The following is a 15,999-nucleotide window of genomic DNA, read 5'->3' as shown; positions in this document are numbered from 1 at the left end:
TACGTTTAACCACCTTGTGGGTAACGCGTCAAGACGGTGTCCGCCACCGGACACCTCAGCGGTCCCAATTGTGAGAGCCTTTCCGGATGGCGAGGCTCACCGTTTTAGGAAGTTGTGGCGCGCGACCCGAAGCCGGCCGGGCGACGGCCGGATTCCTGCTGGAGTACGAAGGCCTGCGAGTCGTGCTCGACCTGGGGTTCGCGACGCTGCCGCGGCTGCTCGAGCACTGCCCGCTCGGCGACGTCGACGCCGTCGTCATCACCCACGAGCATTCCGACCACTGCGTCGACCTGAACGCGCTCTACCGCGTGCGCTACTACGGTGAGTTCGACGGCAGTCCGCCCGCCGATCGGAACCAGCGGCGAATTCCGTTGCTCTGCACGCCGGGTGTGGTCGAGCGGGTCGAGCCGCTGGAGCCCAACGGCGTTCTGGAGGACGTGTTCGAGATCGGTGAGCTGCCCGGCACGTACGAGATCGGGCCGTTCACGATCACGGGAACGTTGTTACCGCACTTCGTTCCGAACGCCGGAATTCGTATTACCGCACCGGGCCTGACGATCGCCTATACCGGCGACACCGGCCCGACGGAGGCGCTGGCCGAACTCGGAAGGGACGCCGACCTGTTCATCATGGACTCGTCGTTCGACGGAGAGCCGAATCCGGAACTCGACCTGGGCTTGGAACGTTATCTACTGACCGCCCAGGAGGCCGGTGAGTTCGCCACGGCCGCGGCCGCGAAAAAGCTCCTGCTCACGCATTTCCTGCCCGGAAACAACCGCGAAATATCGGCCGCTCGTGCTGGCGCGGCGTTTGAGGGCATGGTGATAGTCGCCGAAGAGAACCTCACGCTGGAAATAGCGTAAACAAACTTCGCTTACGAAGGGAGGGTTCGCCGCTATCCCGCGGTCGGCAGCACGGTTCGCGTCACGTTCACCGGAACGCTAAGCGTGGTTCCGGATTGGCGAGCGGCGGGTGGAGCTTCGCCGAGTTGGACAGGTGACTCCTCGGTGGCGCCGAGCGCACGGGCGCGGTGTACCCAAGCCTCGATGTCGCCCAAAGTCAGGTCTGTCCCAGTGGGAAGCAGAAGGAAAGCGGCCATGTAAGCATTCTGCCATGGCGAGTCGGGGTTCGAATCGGTAGCCCATGCCGGGTTCTGTGATGAGGCCTCGGATGGGCCGGATCGGGTTCGAGCTCGCGGCGCGGACCGGCGAGGTCGACCTGCGGATAATTCGTCTCGGTGGAGTACGTCGGCCCCCACACCTCCTGGAGGAGTTGTTTTTGCGGAACTAGTTGCCCGGGCGAACGTGCAAGCACCTCGAGCAGGTGCCATTCCTCCGCCCCGCCCGGCTGGGCCCGCCGGCGAGCGGCTCTCAATCGCGCCAGTAATTCATCCATTCCGAACGGTTTGGTCACATAATCATCGGCGCCCGCGTCCAGAGCCCGCACCTTTTCCTGAGATGAATGCCGTGCCGACAACACGATCGAAACCCGCCATGATGGTGCCTGTGAGCCGTTGGGTGTGTCCCGCCTGTGACCGAGAGTTCGACCGCATGCACCAGTCGCATGTCTGCGTGCCCGGCTGCACTCTCGACGAGACGTTCGCCGGCCGGCCGCCGGTGCAACGGGAGATCTACGACGCGATCGCGAGCTTCCTCGACTCGCTCGGACCGCTGCATCTCGACATCGTGAGCGTCGGGGTGTTCCTGAAGGCCGAGCGGAAGCTCGCGGAAATCCGTCCGATGGCCCGCGCGTTGTCGGTGGCGTTCGTCCTGCCGCGGACGGTCCGCGACCCGCGCATCACCCGCACGTACGGAGGGGGCAGTGATCGGGTCTGGCACCTGATGCGGTTGACCGAGCCCAGCCAGGTCGACGAGCAACTGTGCGACTGGCTGGCCGAGGCGTATGACGCGGCGAGTTGAACATGAGTATCATCTTCGCCGAGGAGGGTCAATGATCGGTGTCGTGCGGCGCGTGCTTGCCGCGATCGTGTGTGTCGCCACCCTGGCGGTTGGCGGTGTGGGCTGTGGTGAGGGCTTCGATCGTGGGGACGACGGGCAGGGCCTGGCGGCGAAGGTCATCCGCTTCGTCACGCCGTTCCAGGTGAAGAGCCTCGACCCGATCCAGCAAGGGCTCTGGGCCCCGGAGTGGGGATACGGCGAGCTGCTGATGCGTGCGACCGAGATGGGCACCGTCGAGCCCTGGCTGCTGCAGAGCCTCGACCGTGAGGCAGCCACCCGCTGGCGGCTCACGCTGCGTCCGGACGTCACGTTCGCCAACGGCGACCCGCTGGACGCCGCGACGCTGAAGGTTGTCTTCGACCGGCACGTCAAGGACAACCCGGCCGTCGCCGCCAAGCTCCCCGGCACCAAGGTCGATGTCATCGACGATCGGTCGCTGCGGTTGACCACGTCCGCCGCGATGGCGAACCTGCCGAACCTGCTCGCGGACGAGCAGCTCATCTCGGTCTTCGATCCCAAGGCCGTCGACGAGGCGGACGGCAAGCCGGAAGACCTGCTCGACAAGGGGATCTACACCGGGCCGTTCGACGTCACCGAGCTCGATGCCGACCACATGGTGCTGAAGCGCAACGACGACTACTGGGGCGGCGACGTCGCGCTCGAAGGTGCCGAGGTGCGGTTCGTTCCCGACGGGCAGGCGCGCGTGCTGGCCGTACGCAGCGGTGAGGCCGACGTCGCGCTCTATCCGCCGACCGAGTCGCTGCGGCCCTTGCGCAGCGGGCGATCCTGGCCGCGTGCGGAGGTCGCGGCCCAGCCGCTGCAGCAGCTGCGTGCGTTCCTCAACCTGCGTAAAGCACCGATGAACGACGTCGCGGTGCGGCGTGCGTTCGCCGCCACGCTCGACTGCGAGCAGATCGCGAAGCAGGTGCTCGACGGCATCTACACCACGCCTACCGGGCTCTTCCCGGACGCCGTGCCGTACGCCGAACCGACTCAGCACACCGACCTCGCGGCCGCCGGCCGGCTGCTCGACCGGGCCGGCTGGCGCCCGGGCAAGGACGGAATCCGGCAGAAGGGCAAGACGAAACTCGCGATCCGGGTGCTGACCTATCCCCAGCAGCCCGACACCGGCACAATCGCGGTCGCCATGCAGGCCCAGCTGAAGCAGGCCGGCTTCGACGTCCACATCGACGAGGTGCCCAACAACTACGACGCGATGGCCAAACCCACCACCTGGGACGTCGGCCTGTCGTTCGACGGCACGCTCGGCTACACCTACGACCCGATCGCGCCGCTCCGGGACTTCCTTACCAGCAAGGGCGCGCACAACTTCGGTGGCGTTGCCGACCCGGCGCTCGACCAGGCGGTCGCGAGGCTGCAGGCCACCGGCGACGACGGAACGCGGAACGACCTGCTCGCCGCGGTGCAGCAGCGGATCGCGGCGAACGTCTACACCGTGATCGTCGCCCAGCGAGCTTCGCCGGCCGTGGTCGGGGAGGGGTTCGCCGGGTATCGCCCGTCGTCGGTCCTGCACCATCTGGACGCGAACACCAAAGCGGGATGAGGCGGCTGCTCGCCAGGCTGGGCCAGGGGATCGCCACCATAGCCGGCGCGGCTGTCCTGGTCTGGTCGCTGCAGCTGCTGGCGCCGGGCGATCCGGCGCGGGAAGTCCTGATCGCCAGGGGATTCGACCGGCCGACGCCGGAACAGGTCGCGGCCACGCGTTCGGCACTCGGGTTGGACGAGCCGGCGCCGCTGCGATTCGGGCGGTGGCTACTGGGTCTGGTGCACGGTGACCTCGGCACGTCGTGGGCAACCAGCCGGCCGGTGGCGTCGGAAATCGGCGAACGGCTGCCTGCCACCGTAAGGCTCGCCGTCGTCGCACTGGGCCTCGCGCTGCTGATCGCCGTTCCGCTCGCCCTGGTCGCCGTCGCGGGCCGCGGCGGCTTGGTCGACCTGGTGGCTCGTGGCGTGATGTTCGTGGGCGCCGCGGTGCCGAGCTTCGTCGTGGCCACGGTGGTGCTCGAGTTCGTGGTGCTGCGGCTCGGGTGGGGCACTGTCCTCGCGGACGGAACGTGGAGTGCGGCTGTGCTACCAGCGGTCCCGCTCGCGGTCGGCGCGGCCGCGGTGTGGGCGCGCGTGCTGCGTACCGTGATGCTGGGTCGGGCGGGCGCCTCGTACGTCTCGGTCGCCCGGGCCAGGGGAGCCTCGGCGCTGCGGCGGCTGCTGGTGCACGTGTTGCCAGGTGCCGTGCCCGCGTTGCTGACCGCCGCGGGCATGACCGTCGGGATGCTGCTCGCGGGTGCGGCGGTCGTCGAGACGGTGTTCACCTGGCCGGGCATCGGACGGCAGCTGGTCGCCGCGATCCAGGCCCGCGATGTGCCTGTCGTGCAAGGGATCGTGTTGTTCGGCGTGCTCGCGTACGTCGTGGTGAGCACGCTCGCGGACGCCGTGGCCGACCTGATCGAGCCGAGGTCCGCCGATGCGTAGGCCGTCGTTGGCGGTGGGGCTGTTCCTGCTGCTTGTGCTACTGGCGCTGACCGCGGTCGTACCGCTGCTGACCGCCGATCCGAACGCGACGGACTACGCCGCCAAGCTGCTGCCGCCGAGCCTCGCGCACCCGCTCGGGACCGACGAGGCCGGACGGGACGTGCTGTCCCGGCTGGCTGCAGGCGCACGGATCTCGCTCGGGACGGCCTTGCTGGTCGGCGTTCTGGGCTTCGTGGCCGGGCTGCTGATCGGCTTGCTGGCGGCGACGGCCGGCGGACTGCTCGACGCGACGATCGCCCGGCTGACCGACGTGACGCTCGCCGTCCCGCACGTCGTGCTGGCGCTGGCGATCGTGGGTGTGCTCGGGCCGGGACTGGCCAACCTCGTGCTGGCGATGGCGCTGGCCGGGTGGGCGCCGATGGCCCGGTATGCGCGGCGGTTCGGCCGGGAGCAGCTCGGTCAGCCGTACGTGCTGGCCACTCGGCTGGCGGGCGTGTCGCGGTGGCGTGCGGTTGTGCGGCACGTCGTGCCGACGTCCGGCCTGCAGTTGCTCGCGATCGCGACGCTCGGGCTGGGCGAGATCGTGCTGAGCCTGTCGGCGTTGTCGTTCCTCGGGTTGGGAGTCGCGCCGCCGACGGCCGAGTGGGGACGGCTGGTGGCGGACTCGCGTACTTATGCCGGGCAGGCGCCGTGGCTCGTGGTCGCGCCGGGCTGCGCGATCGTCGTCGCCGTGGCGTGTGCCGCCCTGCTGGCGGACTCCGTCCGGGGTGATCGCGGATGACACTGCTGGTAAGGGATCTCAGCGTCCGATATGGCTCCGGCCGGCTCGCGTTGCAGGGCGTGTCGCTCGCGGTCGAGCCGGGGCAGGTGGTCGCGGTCGTGGGGGAGTCCGGGTCGGGCAAGAGCACGTTGTTGCGTGCGTTGCTCGGCGTGTTGCCGCGAGACGCCGAGGTGAGCGGCGAGGTGCTGACCGGTCGCCGGCTGGGCGTCGACGTCGGCTATGTCGGCCAGGACCCGTACGCCGCGGCCGATCCGTCGTGGAGCGTCGGGCACCACGTCGCGGAGGCGTGGCGCGCGGTTCGCCGCCGGCCTGGGCGGGGCGAGATCGCCGGACGGCTGACCTCGCTCGGTATCTCGCACGCCGTTGCCCGCTTGAGGAACCGGCCCGCTGCGTGGTCGGGCGGCATGCTGCAGCGGGCCGATCTGGTCGCGGCCACCGCGCACGACCCGCCGCTCGTACTCGCCGACGAGCCGACGTCGGCGCTGGACGCGGAGCTCGCGGAGTCGGCGATGGAGGCGCTGGTCGGGTCGTCGCGTTCGCTGCTGATCGTGAGTCACGACGTCGAGCTGGTGAGCCGGTACGCCGACCAGGTGCTGGTGCTGCGGGACTCCGGGCGGGCGGGTGGTTGCGTCGACGAGAGCCCAACGCGGCCCGGGGCTCTGCTCGCGCCGCCCGTGCTCCCGGACGATGCGCCCGTGATCGCTGCGTTGGAGCAGGTGACGCTGGCCTACCGGCGTTCCGGCCGCCGCGGGCCCGTGCTGCGGGACGTCGATCTGACGGTTCGGGCCGGGGAGATCGTCGGCCTGCTCGGACGTTCGGGCTCGGGCAAGACGACGTTGCTGCGAGCGTTCACCGGCCAGGTGGCGCCGGTGAGCGGCCGGATCGTGCTCGACCCGCGGCCGGGCTTCGTGATGCCGGTGTTCCAGGACTCGGCTGCGAGCCTCGACCCCCGCTGGCCGATCTGGCGTACGGTCGCCGAAGCCGCGGCCGGGAACCGCCGGATCACCCCTGCCGACCGTGAGCCGGCGGTCGAGGTGCTCGCGAATCTCGGCCTGCGCGAGGTCGACCCGGACACTCGTCCGCGGGAGCTCTCGGGCGGCCAGCGGCAGCGGGTGGCCGTCGCCCGGGCGCTGGCCGGACAGGCCCGGCTGGTGGTCGCCGACGAGCCGACCGCCGCACTCGATCCGTCGGTCGGCGCCGAGGTCGCTCGCGCGCTGGTCGCGCTGGCCGCGCGTGGAGTCGCTCTGGTCGTCGCCAGCCATGACGAGCGCCGCTTGCGGGAGCTGGCCCACCGCGTGCTGCGCGTCGAGGGCGACCGGCTCGTGCCGGTGGCCTGACGCGATGGTGTCGGCACGATGGGCTACGCTCTGAAACTGAAAACCGGTACCAAAGTCATCCGAGGGTTGAAAGCATCATGAAGATCGCGTTCGTTGGCAAAGGCGGCAGCGGCAAGACGACGTTGAGCTCGCTGCTGGTCAGATATCTCGCCGACCTCGGCCGGCCGCTGCTCGCGGTCGACGCCGACATCAACCAGCACCTGGTCCAGGCGCTCGACCCGGCGGTCGACCCGGAGTCGCTGCCCACGCTCGGCGAGCACCTCGGGCTGATCAAGCGCCACCTCCGCGGCGACAATCCGCGTATCCGCGACGAAGCCGCGATGACGAAGACCACGCCGGCCGGCTCGGGGTCGCGGCTGCTGCGGGTCGCCGAGCCGAACCCGATCTGGGACGCGTGCGTTCGCACAGCTGGGGGAGTGCGGCTCGCCGTCACCGGGCCGTTCACCGAGGCCGACCTCGGCGTGGCGTGCTACCACTCCAAGGTCGGCGCGGTCGAGCTGATCCTCAACCACCTGGTCGACTTCCCGGACGAATACGTCGTCGTCGACATGACGGCCGGAGCCGACTCGTTCGCCTCGGGGCTGTTCACGCGGTTCGACGTGACGTTCCTGGTCTGCGAGCCGACGTTGCGCTCGATCGGGGTGTTCCGGCAATACCAGGACTACGCCAAGGAGTTCGGCGTCCGGATCGCGGTGATCGGCAACAAGATCGCCGACGCCGACGACCTGGCGTTCCTGCGCGACCAGCTGGGTGCGGACCTCTACGCCTGGATCGGGCGCTCGTCGCTGGTGCGCGCCGCCGAGCGTGGCGACGTCCGGCCGATCGGCGAGCTCGAACCCGACAACCTCAAGACGCTGGCCGCGATGGTCGATCTGGTCGACCAGACACCCAAGGACTGGGCGATGTTCCAGCAGCAGGCCGCGGAGTTCCACCGCCGGAACGCCCTGGCGTGGGCCAACGAGCGTTCCGGCGCGGACCTCACCAAGCAGATCGACGAGACGTTCGTGATGGGTCCGGCTGCTCTCTGACATCCGGGGCCCCGCAGCCGCCGCATGCGGGCCGGGTCATGGCGCGATAGGCGAACGCCGCGATGCCCAGGCCGGCGCCCCAGGCGACGTACGCCGGAACGGCCACCCAGAAGAACCAGCCAGGCAGCGCGTCCGTGCTCTCGAACGGGTCGATGATCATCTGGATCATGCCGGTGCCGAAGTACGCCACGAGACCGGCCGACAGCGCGAACGCCGGGCCGAGTACCAGCCAGCGCGGAACCTTCCTGCCGGACAGGAACAGCGTCCAGCGCGGCCAGATCCGCCCGAAGCGGTGGACCAGCGCGAGCGGGAGCAGGATGCCGGCCAGCGCCGTGCCGATCAGGAAGGCCCACTCGGAGATGGTGGCGGCCAGGTCGCCCTCGCCGCGGATCGGTGCTGCCTGCTCGCCGAAGCCGACCGCGTACTGCGCCCCGATCCGGGTGAGGTAGGCCAGCACCGCGGCGTAGGCAGCGGCGTACGCCCAGCGCGGCGTGCGGGCCGGCGTCGGGGAGGCGTCGGTGCGACCGCAGGTCAGGCACCCGCCGCGCAGTGTGCGCTGGTAGGTCACGGCGAGCCTGGCGAGCAGCAGCCCGCCGGCCAGGCAACCGGCACGGCTCGCGGCGCCCGTGAGCGAGTGGAACATGCCGAGTCCGCCGAACAGCGTGCCCACCACGTCGAGCAGGATCAGCCCGGCGCCGGCGACGAGCCCGGCGCTGACCACGCCGGCCAGCCCGGTCAGCGTCCAGCCGAGCGGCTTGGACCGCGGCTGCCGGGCCAGCGCCGGTGCGAGGCCGGCAGCCAGCGCGCACAGCACGACCACCGGCCAGCCGGTGATGCCCAGCAGGTCGTACCCCATCGGCGGGATGTCGGGCTGGCCGCCGAGCGCCCACCAGAGCCGCAGGCTCCCGTAGGCGAGCGCCCAGACCAGCACGGCGTACGGCAGCCAGGCGGTCCGGCGCAGTGGGAGCCGCTGCCGCTGGAGGGGAGGAGCAAGCGTCGTCGTCATGCCCCGAGCCTGCGCGAACCGCACCGGGTCCCGCGTCCCGCGTGGGGTGGAAGCGCCTCCCTCCTCAGGGTGAGCCGCGGAGGGTCAGCGTGGCGCGGGTTGTCGTCTGCTGGTTGCCTACGGCCCACAGGGCGTCGGGGCCGGCGGCGTCGGTGCCTTCGAGCTCGACGTTGCCGGGCAGGGTGGGTACGGGTGCCGAGGTCCAGGTCGTTCCGTCCCAGTGCAGGGCGAGTGCCTGCCGGTTGTTGATGCCGCTGAATCCGACCGCGTCCACCGACTGCGGCGAGGTCGCTGTGACGCCGCGCAGCTCACCGGCCGTTACCGGCGCGGCGGCCTGCTGCCAGCCGGCGCCGTCCCAGTGCAGGAGCAGCGGCGCCCACGGCCCGCCCGCGCTGCTCGCCTTGGAGCCGACCGCCCACACGTCGTTCGCCGCGAGCGCGACGACACCCTCGAGCCGGGCGCTCGGGGCGATCGCCGGCAGCTGTTCGAGGGTCCAGGCCTGGCCGGTCCAGTGCAGGACGACCGGATGGTACGAGCCGATCGGGAACACGCTGTCGAGCTGCAGCCCCACCGCCCACACGTTATCCGGCGAAACGCCGTCCACGTCGTAGAGATTGCTGATGTCGGCGATTGGTGCCGGGGTGGGTATTTCCGTCCAGCTCGTCCCGTTCCAGCGCATCGTGAGTAACGATCCGTCGAAGTTGCCGAGGTTGGTTCCGCCCACCGCCCAGGCACGGTTGCCGCTGAACGTCCGGACGCCGCTCAGGCTGCTGGCGATACCCGGCCGCGGGCTCGCCGCAGTGGTCCACCGCGCCCCGTTCCAGTGCGTCGTGAACGGGAACCCGCCGGCCGAGCCGACGGCCCAGACATCGTTGCCTGTCAGGGCATCGACCGCGTTCAGCCGGTTGTTGGCCACCGGCCGAGGGTGGTCGGTCAGGCTCCATTGCTGCCCGTTCCAGTGCAGCAGGATGCTCACCTGGTCCGACTGGTTCGCCGGTATGCCGAAACCCGCCGCCCAGGCGTCGCTCGAGGCGACGGCGGTGACATCCAGCAGCCGGTTCTCGGCCGGATTCTGGTTGGGACTGGGGACGACCGACCAGCTCGGCTGAACGGCGGCCGCCGGAGCCGCGAGGAGCACAACGAGGACAAAACCGAGTGCGAGGCGATATCTCATGCCCTCAGGCTTTGTGACCCGCCTACGTTTGTCATCGGGTATTCCTCACGACTTCTCCCCGATTCGAGGAGCGCGGATCACAGCCAGCCGCGGAGCTTGAAGAACACCCACAGCACCACGCCCGACAGCAGCATCAGCCCGAGCGCGAACGGATAGCCGAACGCCCAGTGCAGCTCGGGAATGCGGTCGAAGTTCATGCCGTAGACACCGCCGATCACGGTCGGCGTGAACAGGATCGCCGCCCACGACGACAGGCGTTTGACCTCCTCGCCCTGCGCGATGCTGATCTCGGAGAGCCGCTTCATCTCCTCGTTCTGCCGCTGGGCGATCAGCGTGGCGTTCAGGTTGAGCAGGTTCTGCAGCAGGTCGCGCTGGCTCTGCACCCGTTCGACGACGCGCACGGTGTGGTCCTCGATATCGCGCAGCAGGCGCTGCAGCTCGACGTCCACACCGTATTTGGTGAACCCGGCCGCCAGCGAGTGCAGTACGTCGAGCAGAGGAGCGCAGGCCCGCTGGAACTCGATCACCTCGCGGGTCAGCTCGTAGACGCGGCGCGAGACATCGGTCTCGTCGGCGAACGTAACGGTCTCGATCTCGTCGATGTCGTTGTGGACTCCGGCCAGCACGGGGAGGTAGCCGTCGACCACCTCGTCGAGGATCTCGTACAGAACGCCCTCGGGCCCGAGCAGCAGCAGTTCCGGGTTGGTCTCGAACTTGCGGCGCACCGGAGCCAGGTTGGGATAGTCGCTGTGCCGGATCGTCACCACGAAGTCCGCGCCGAGGAAGACGTGCAGCTCACCGATCTCCACGACCTCGTTGGAGTCGACGTAACGCGCCGGCCGCAGGACGACGAACAGCGTGTCGCCGTAGCGTTCCAGCTTGGGCCGCTGGTGCGCGTGCAGGGCATCCTCCACGGCCAGCTCGTGCAGCCCGAACTCCTGCGCCACCGAGGCCAGCTCGGCCTCGTCCGGGCGAACCAGGCCGATCCACCCGATGCCCCGCTGCTCGCGGAGCAGCTCGTACGTCTGCTCCAGCGACTCCGGCTCGATCCGTTGGCCGTCGACGTAGACGGCGTTGTCGATGACGGTCACGAGGGAGCAGGTTACGCTGTCCTTTTGTCCGGAACCCCGACGGAGGCTGACCAACGACCATGGCCGTGGAATCGCTGTTTCCGCGTCTGGAGCCACTGCTCGCGCTGGTGCAGAAGCCGATCCAGTACGTCGGCGGTGAGCTCAACTCGACCGTCAAGGACTGGGACGCCGCGACGGTGCGGTGGGCGCTGATGTACCCCGACGCGTACGAAGTGGGTCTGCCCAACCAGGGAGTCCAGATCCTCTACGAGGTGCTCAACGAGCGTGACTGGATCCTCGCGGAGCGTACCTACGCCGTCTGGCCGGACCTCGAGAAGCTGATGCGCGAGCACGGCGTCTCCCAGTTCACTGTCGACGGGCACCGGCCGGTGGGGGCGTTCGACGTGCTCGGCGTCTCGTTCGCCACCGAGCTGGGCTACACCAACCTGCTGACGGCTCTCGACCTCGCCGGGATCCCGCTGGAGTCGCGCGACCGTACCGACGAGCACCCGATCGTGCTCGCCGGCGGCCACTCCGCGTTCAACCCCGAGCCGATCGCCGACTTCCTCGACGCCGCCGTGCTCGGCGACGGTGAAGAGGTCGTGCTGGCGATCAGCGAGGTGATCCGGGAGTGGAAGTCCGAGGGTTCGCCGGGCGGCCGCGACGAGCTGCTGCGGCGGCTGGCGGCGTCGGGTGCGGTCTACGTGCCGCGGTTCTTCGACGTCGAGTATCTGCCGGACGGGCGGATCAAGCGTGTCGTACCCAACCGCAACGGCATCCCGTGGCGCGTCGTCAAGCACACGCTGATGGACCTCGACGAGTGGCCGTATCCGAAGAAACCCCTTGTGCCATTGGCCGAAACGGTGCACGAGCGGTTCTCGGTCGAGATCTTCCGCGGCTGCACGCGCGGCTGCCGGTTCTGCCAGGCCGGCATGATCACGCGGCCCGTACGCGAGCGTTCGATCACCACGATCGGCGACATGGTGCAGAACGGCATCCAGTCGTCCGGCTTCGAGGAGGTCGGGCTGCTGTCGCTGTCGTCGGCCGACCACTCGGAGATCGGCGACGTCGCCAAGGGACTCGCGGACCGCTACGAAGGCAGCAACGTCTCGCTGTCGCTGCCGTCGACGCGCGTCGACGCGTTCAACATCACGCTGGCCAACGAGCTGTCGCGCAACGGACGGCGGTCGGGGCTCACGTTCGCTCCCGAGGGTGGCTCGGAGCGGATGCGCAAGGTCATCAACAAGATGGTCTCCGAGAACGACCTGATCCGTACGGTCGAGACGGCGTACGCCAACGGCTGGCGGCAGGTGAAGCTCTACTTCATGTGCGGCCTCCCGACCGAGACCGACGAGGACGTGCTGGAGATCGCCGACCTGGCGCGCAAGGTGATCGCAGCCGGGCGCGCGGCGTCCGGACGGCGCGACATCCGTTGCACCGTTTCCATTGGCGGCTTCGTGCCGAAGCCGCACACGCCGTTCCAGTGGGCGGCGCAGTGCGCGTGGGAGACGGTCGACGATCGGCTCACGAAGCTGAAGCAGGCGATCCGGTCCGATCGCGAGTACGGCAAGGCGATCGGCATCCGCTACCACGACGGCCAGCCGTCGATCGTCGAGGGCCTGTTGTCCCGCGGCGACCGCCGGGTGGGGCGCGTGATCCGTACGGTCTGGGAGAACGGCGCCCGCTTCGACGGCTGGAGCGAGCACTTCTCCTACGACGCCTGGGTCTCGGCGTGCTCGTCGGTCTTCGCTGACGAGCCGGTGTCGCTGGAGTGGTACACCACGCGAGAGCGCGAAGAGCACGAGGTGCTCCCGTGGGACCACCTCGACGCCGGCCTCGACCGCGAGTGGCTGTGGCAGGACTGGCAGGAAGCCATCGACCCGGCCGGCGCGGCCGAGGTCGAAGACTGCCGCTGGACCCCCTGCTTCGACTGCGGTGTCTGCCCGCAGATGGGCACCGAAATCCAGATCGGCCCGACGGGCGCCAAGCTCCTGCCGATCGCCTCGGTCAGCTGACGCCACGGGCACGGCCTGGCAGGCTGTGCCCGTGACCGACATCGACGCCCGTGACCGGCATCGACGCACATGGCGTTCATCGAGATCCGCTACCTCGCTGCCTGCGAACGGAAGCTACGCCGGGACTGCATGACAGAGCGCCACCAGGACTTCTACGGTGGCGCCTGGCCGACGACCAGCATGTAGCCGCCGTAGACCGCGGACACCAGCGTCAACCCCACGAGCACGCCCACCGCCACCCCGCGCCGTGAACGGGCCAGCGCCACCGCGAACGGCAGCAACAGCGCGAACGCCGGCACCAGCAGGCGCGGGCGTGAGTTGAAGTAGCCCGTGCCGAACAGCGCCAGGTAGACGTTGCCCGCGGTGTACGCCACCAGCGCCGCCACCGGGAACCGCACCGCCGACCAGGCGAACAACGCCAGGACCAGCACATACGCCAGCAGCACCAGCACGCCCACCCACGGCAGCGGCCCGCTCAGCATCGTCCAGATCTGGCGGGCGGCGGCCTGGCCCAGGTCCAGCGACTTGTTCCACTGCGCCTGCACCTCGAAGTACCCCGTCACGCTGCCGACCCGCGCCCCCACCCAGCCGACGTACGCCAGGAAGCCCAGCGGCGACAGCGCCGCCCCCAGGAACGGCCGCACGCACTCACGCCACGAGCCCGCCCGCAACGAGCGCACGATCGAGATCAGCGCCGTCAGCCCCACCGCCGCGATCAGGGCGACCGCCGCCGGCCGGGTCAGCCCGGCCACGAGGGTCAGCAGCCCCGCGACCAGCCACCTCCGCGTCAGCACGGCGTACAGCGCCCACGCCGAAAGCGCCGTGAACAGCGTCTCCGTGTACGCCATCGACTCGACGATCGCGATCGGCAGCGCGCCCCACAGGATCGCCAGGACGATCCCGGCTCGCCGCCCCGCCACGTGCGCCCCGACCGCGAACAGGCCCCAGGCCGCCGCCACCGACGCCAGCCACGACAGCACCAGCCCCGACGCCTGCAGCGACAGCGGCGTCACGGCCGCCACCAGCCGCATCAGCCACGGGAACAGCGGGAAGAACGCGTAGTCCGGGTGCACGATGTCCGGCGGCACCCGCGCGACGAAGCCATAGCCATCGGCCGCGATCCGGCCGTACCAGACCGCGTCCCAGCGTCCGGACAGCAGCGTGTACGGGTCCTCGCCGGCCAGCCATGCCCACCCCGCGAACAGAAGGACGCAAAACACCCGTACCGCCACGTACCCGGCCAGAGCCGGCGCGGCGTACCGCAAAGCCGACTTCCAGCGGGGTGGGAGCGTGAGCATCGCAGGAGATCATTGCCTAGAGGCGCCGACCGCACGCAGGAAGCCCCTCCACCCGCATGCCGCCGACGACCCGCACGATGTTCTGTGCGCCGACCCACAGCTAGAGTCACGCTTGATGAGTCCTCGCAACGCCCCTCCCGAGCGGCACACACCCCCGGCCGTGCAGCGGCTCCGGCTGCGGTACGCCCGTCGCGGCCGGCTGCGGTTCAGCAGCCACCGCGACTTCCAGCGGGCGCTCGAACGGGCGGTCCGCCGGGCCGGCATCCCGATTGCCTACTCCGCGGGGTTCAGCCCGCACCCGAAGATCTCGTACGCCGGCGCCGCGCCGACCGGCACGGCGAGCGAGGCGGAATACGTAGAGATCGCCGTTGTTGAACATTGTGAGCCGCACGACATCCGGCAGGCGCTGGACGAGGCACTGCCGGACGGGCTGGACGTTCTGGACGTCGTGACGGCCGGTTCCGGAAACCTCGCGGAGCGCCTCCAGGCATCGTCCTGGCGGATCGAGCTGCCGGGGGTCGAAACCGCCGAGCTCGACCGTGCGACCACGGAGTTTCTGGCTCGCGAGAGCATCGAGGTCGAGCGGCTCACAAAGAACGGACGACGGGTTTTCGACATCCGTGGCGCCGTGCGAAGACTCGCCACGACCGGCGGAAACGTTGGGTCCACAGAATCGTGTGCGATACTTCAGCTGGTGGTACGGCACGAGACGCCCGCCGTACGACCCGACGACGTCCTCGCCGGGCTTCGCCTGGTAGCAGGCCTCGTGCTTTCGGTCCCTCCTCGAGCGACCAGACTGGCGCAAGGCCTCTGGGACGAGGAGTCCGGCACCGTAGGCGACCCGCTGGCGCCCGACCGCGACGCCGCTGTCACATCCGTGTGACAGCCGGCTGTGGCGCGGTCGTTCACCGCGGAGGGGCCCGCGTTGGGGTTCACGCCTAGCGGTGCGGGAGGCGTGGCGCCGTCGAGGGCTCCGCGAGCGAACCCCATCGCCCGCGAGCGTGCCCAAACCGGACTTACGCCGGCGACCAGGCCCGTACTGGCCTGGGGCCGACGTTGAACACACGTCCTCGTGTGGCTTCGTGCCCGAGGACCGACAGGAGACAGACTGCATGCTCGACAACGAGCAAGGCGCCGAACCGGGTGCCGAGACCCCCAAGAAGACAACGACCAGAACCAGACGTCGTACGACCAAGAAGGCCGACGCTCCACCTGAGTCGACTGTCCAGCCCACACTTGACGACGCCGCGGCCGCTGAGGCCTCCGACGTCCAGCCATCCGACGACGCTCCGGCCAAGCCGGCCCGCCGTACCCGGAAGCGGGCCGCGGCGGTAGCCGCCGCACCGCCGGAGGCGTCCGCCGAGACCGGCGCCGACACCTCCGCAGCGCCCGAGGCCGGTGCCGGCAGCGACCAGCCGGCCGAGAAGCCTGCCCGGAAGCGGACCCGCAAGAGCGCCAAGACGGCCGCGGCCCCCGAGCCTGTGGCGGCCACCGAGGTTGCCGCCGAGGCCGTCCCCGTGACCGACGCCAAGGCTTCCGCCGCGCCCAGCACCTCCGCAGGGTCCGGCGACTCCGCCGCGTCGGCCACCCGGCAGGCGGCGGCATCCGTCACGTTCCAGCCGCCGAGCGTCCTCTTCCAGGCGCCTGACCTGGCCGCCGAGGCCGCGGCCGCCGCGCGCGCCACCGAGGCCGCGCCGGCCGGCACAGACGACGACGAGCAGGCGCCCAAGTCGAGCCGGCGCCGCCGCGCCCGTACGCGCGGTGACCGCACGGCCGACGAGACCGCGGAGGCGACCGAAGACACCGAGACCACGAGCCGCGCTGCCGAGGAGTCCGACTCCA

The 15,999-nt window shown here is 70.1% G+C and carries 14 protein-coding genes and 1 pseudogene; 10 read left to right on the top strand and 5 right to left on the bottom strand.

The genetic code is table 11. The features are described from left to right. The first annotated feature begins 86 nt into the window (after positions 1-86). Positions 87-863, top strand: coding sequence for an MBL fold metallo-hydrolase (locus ACYVF6_RS28455; RefSeq protein ID WP_460525667.1), 777 nt, complete (start codon positions 87-89; stop codon positions 861-863). 196 nt (positions 864-1,059) lie between these two features. Here the strand turns inward: ACYVF6_RS28455 and ACYVF6_RS28450 are convergent, their stop codons facing one another. Then, on the bottom strand, positions 1,060-1,395 hold the full coding sequence (locus ACYVF6_RS28450) for a winged helix-turn-helix domain-containing protein (RefSeq protein WP_460526578.1): 336 nt from the start codon (positions 1,393-1,395) through the stop codon (positions 1,060-1,062). Between the two features lie 155 nt (positions 1,396-1,550). Here ACYVF6_RS28450 and ACYVF6_RS28445 point away from each other — a divergent pair, with 155 nt between their 5' ends. The 6 genes from ACYVF6_RS28445 (at position 1,551) to ACYVF6_RS28420 (ending at position 7,594) form a co-directional block, all read left to right on the top strand. Continuing rightward, positions 1,551-1,919 (top strand): DUF5655 domain-containing protein, encoded by a 369-nt coding sequence (locus ACYVF6_RS28445; protein ID WP_460525666.1) that lies wholly within the window; start codon positions 1,551-1,553, stop codon positions 1,917-1,919. A gap of 31 nt (positions 1,920-1,950) precedes the next feature. Next, positions 1,951-3,522, top strand: a complete 1,572-nt coding sequence (locus ACYVF6_RS28440) for a periplasmic substrate-binding domain-containing protein (RefSeq protein WP_460525665.1) — start codon at positions 1,951-1,953, stop codon at positions 3,520-3,522. Continuing rightward, positions 3,519-4,448, top strand: coding sequence for an ABC transporter permease (locus ACYVF6_RS28435; RefSeq protein ID WP_460525664.1), 930 nt, complete (start codon positions 3,519-3,521; stop codon positions 4,446-4,448). Before ACYVF6_RS28440 ends, ACYVF6_RS28435 begins: the two co-directional genes overlap by 4 nt. After that, entirely contained in the window at positions 4,441-5,229 is a 789-nt protein-coding gene (locus ACYVF6_RS28430) for an ABC transporter permease (protein ID WP_460525663.1), read from the top strand. Before ACYVF6_RS28435 ends, ACYVF6_RS28430 begins: the two co-directional genes overlap by 8 nt. After that, a complete protein-coding gene (locus ACYVF6_RS28425) occupies positions 5,226-6,566 on the top strand; it encodes an ABC transporter ATP-binding protein (RefSeq protein WP_460525662.1) in 1,341 nt (446 codons plus the stop codon). Before ACYVF6_RS28430 ends, ACYVF6_RS28425 begins: the two co-directional genes overlap by 4 nt. Positions 6,567-6,643: 77 nt before the next feature. Further along, positions 6,644-7,594: an ATP-binding protein gene (locus tag ACYVF6_RS28420; protein WP_460525661.1), complete on the top strand. Its 951-nt coding sequence runs from the start codon at positions 6,644-6,646 to the stop codon at positions 7,592-7,594. Here the strand turns inward: ACYVF6_RS28420 and ACYVF6_RS28415 are convergent. From ACYVF6_RS28415 to corA, 3 genes are all read right to left on the bottom strand, one after another. Further along, positions 7,545-8,600 carry a hypothetical protein gene (locus ACYVF6_RS28415; protein WP_460525660.1) on the bottom strand — a complete coding sequence of 352 codons (1,056 nt, stop codon included), beginning with the start codon at positions 8,598-8,600 and terminating at the stop codon, positions 7,545-7,547. The genes ACYVF6_RS28420 and ACYVF6_RS28415 overlap by 50 nt on opposite strands. 64 nt (positions 8,601-8,664) lie before the next feature. Next, positions 8,665-9,774 (bottom strand): beta propeller repeat protein, encoded by a 1,110-nt coding sequence (locus tag ACYVF6_RS28410; protein WP_460525659.1) that lies wholly within the window; start codon positions 9,772-9,774, stop codon positions 8,665-8,667. Between the two features lie 77 nt (positions 9,775-9,851). Then, complete coding sequence (gene corA, locus ACYVF6_RS28405) at positions 9,852-10,865, bottom strand: magnesium and cobalt transport protein CorA (protein WP_460525658.1); 1,014 nt, start codon at positions 10,863-10,865, stop codon at positions 9,852-9,854. Between the two features lie 59 nt (positions 10,866-10,924). On the opposite strand from corA, the gene ACYVF6_RS28400 reads away from it, so the two are divergent. Next, on the top strand, positions 10,925-12,859 hold the full coding sequence (locus ACYVF6_RS28400; RefSeq protein WP_460525657.1) for a radical SAM family protein: 1,935 nt from the start codon (positions 10,925-10,927) through the stop codon (positions 12,857-12,859). Between the two features lie 152 nt (positions 12,860-13,011). Here the strand turns inward: ACYVF6_RS28400 and ACYVF6_RS28395 are convergent, their stop codons facing one another. After that, positions 13,012-14,157, bottom strand: coding sequence for a hypothetical protein (locus ACYVF6_RS28395; RefSeq protein WP_460525656.1), 1,146 nt, complete (start codon positions 14,155-14,157; stop codon positions 13,012-13,014). A 115-nt stretch (positions 14,158-14,272) separates the two neighbouring features. On the opposite strand from ACYVF6_RS28395, the gene ACYVF6_RS28390 reads away from it, so the two are divergent. Both ACYVF6_RS28390 and ACYVF6_RS28385 read left to right on the top strand, forming a co-directional pair. Beyond that, the gene (locus ACYVF6_RS28390; RefSeq protein WP_460525655.1) at positions 14,273-15,040 is read left to right on the top strand and encodes a TIGR03936 family radical SAM-associated protein; all 768 of its coding nucleotides are present in this window, start codon (positions 14,273-14,275) and stop codon (positions 15,038-15,040) included. 229 nt (positions 15,041-15,269) lie between these two features. Continuing rightward, positions 15,270-15,999 (top strand): annotated as a pseudogene (locus tag ACYVF6_RS28385) (hypothetical protein); the annotation flags it as partial.

The sequence above is a fragment of the Flindersiella endophytica genome, assembly GCF_054779015.1.
Note: the sequence above shows the minus strand (reverse complement) of the source record. Positions and strands in the feature narration are given on the sequence as shown.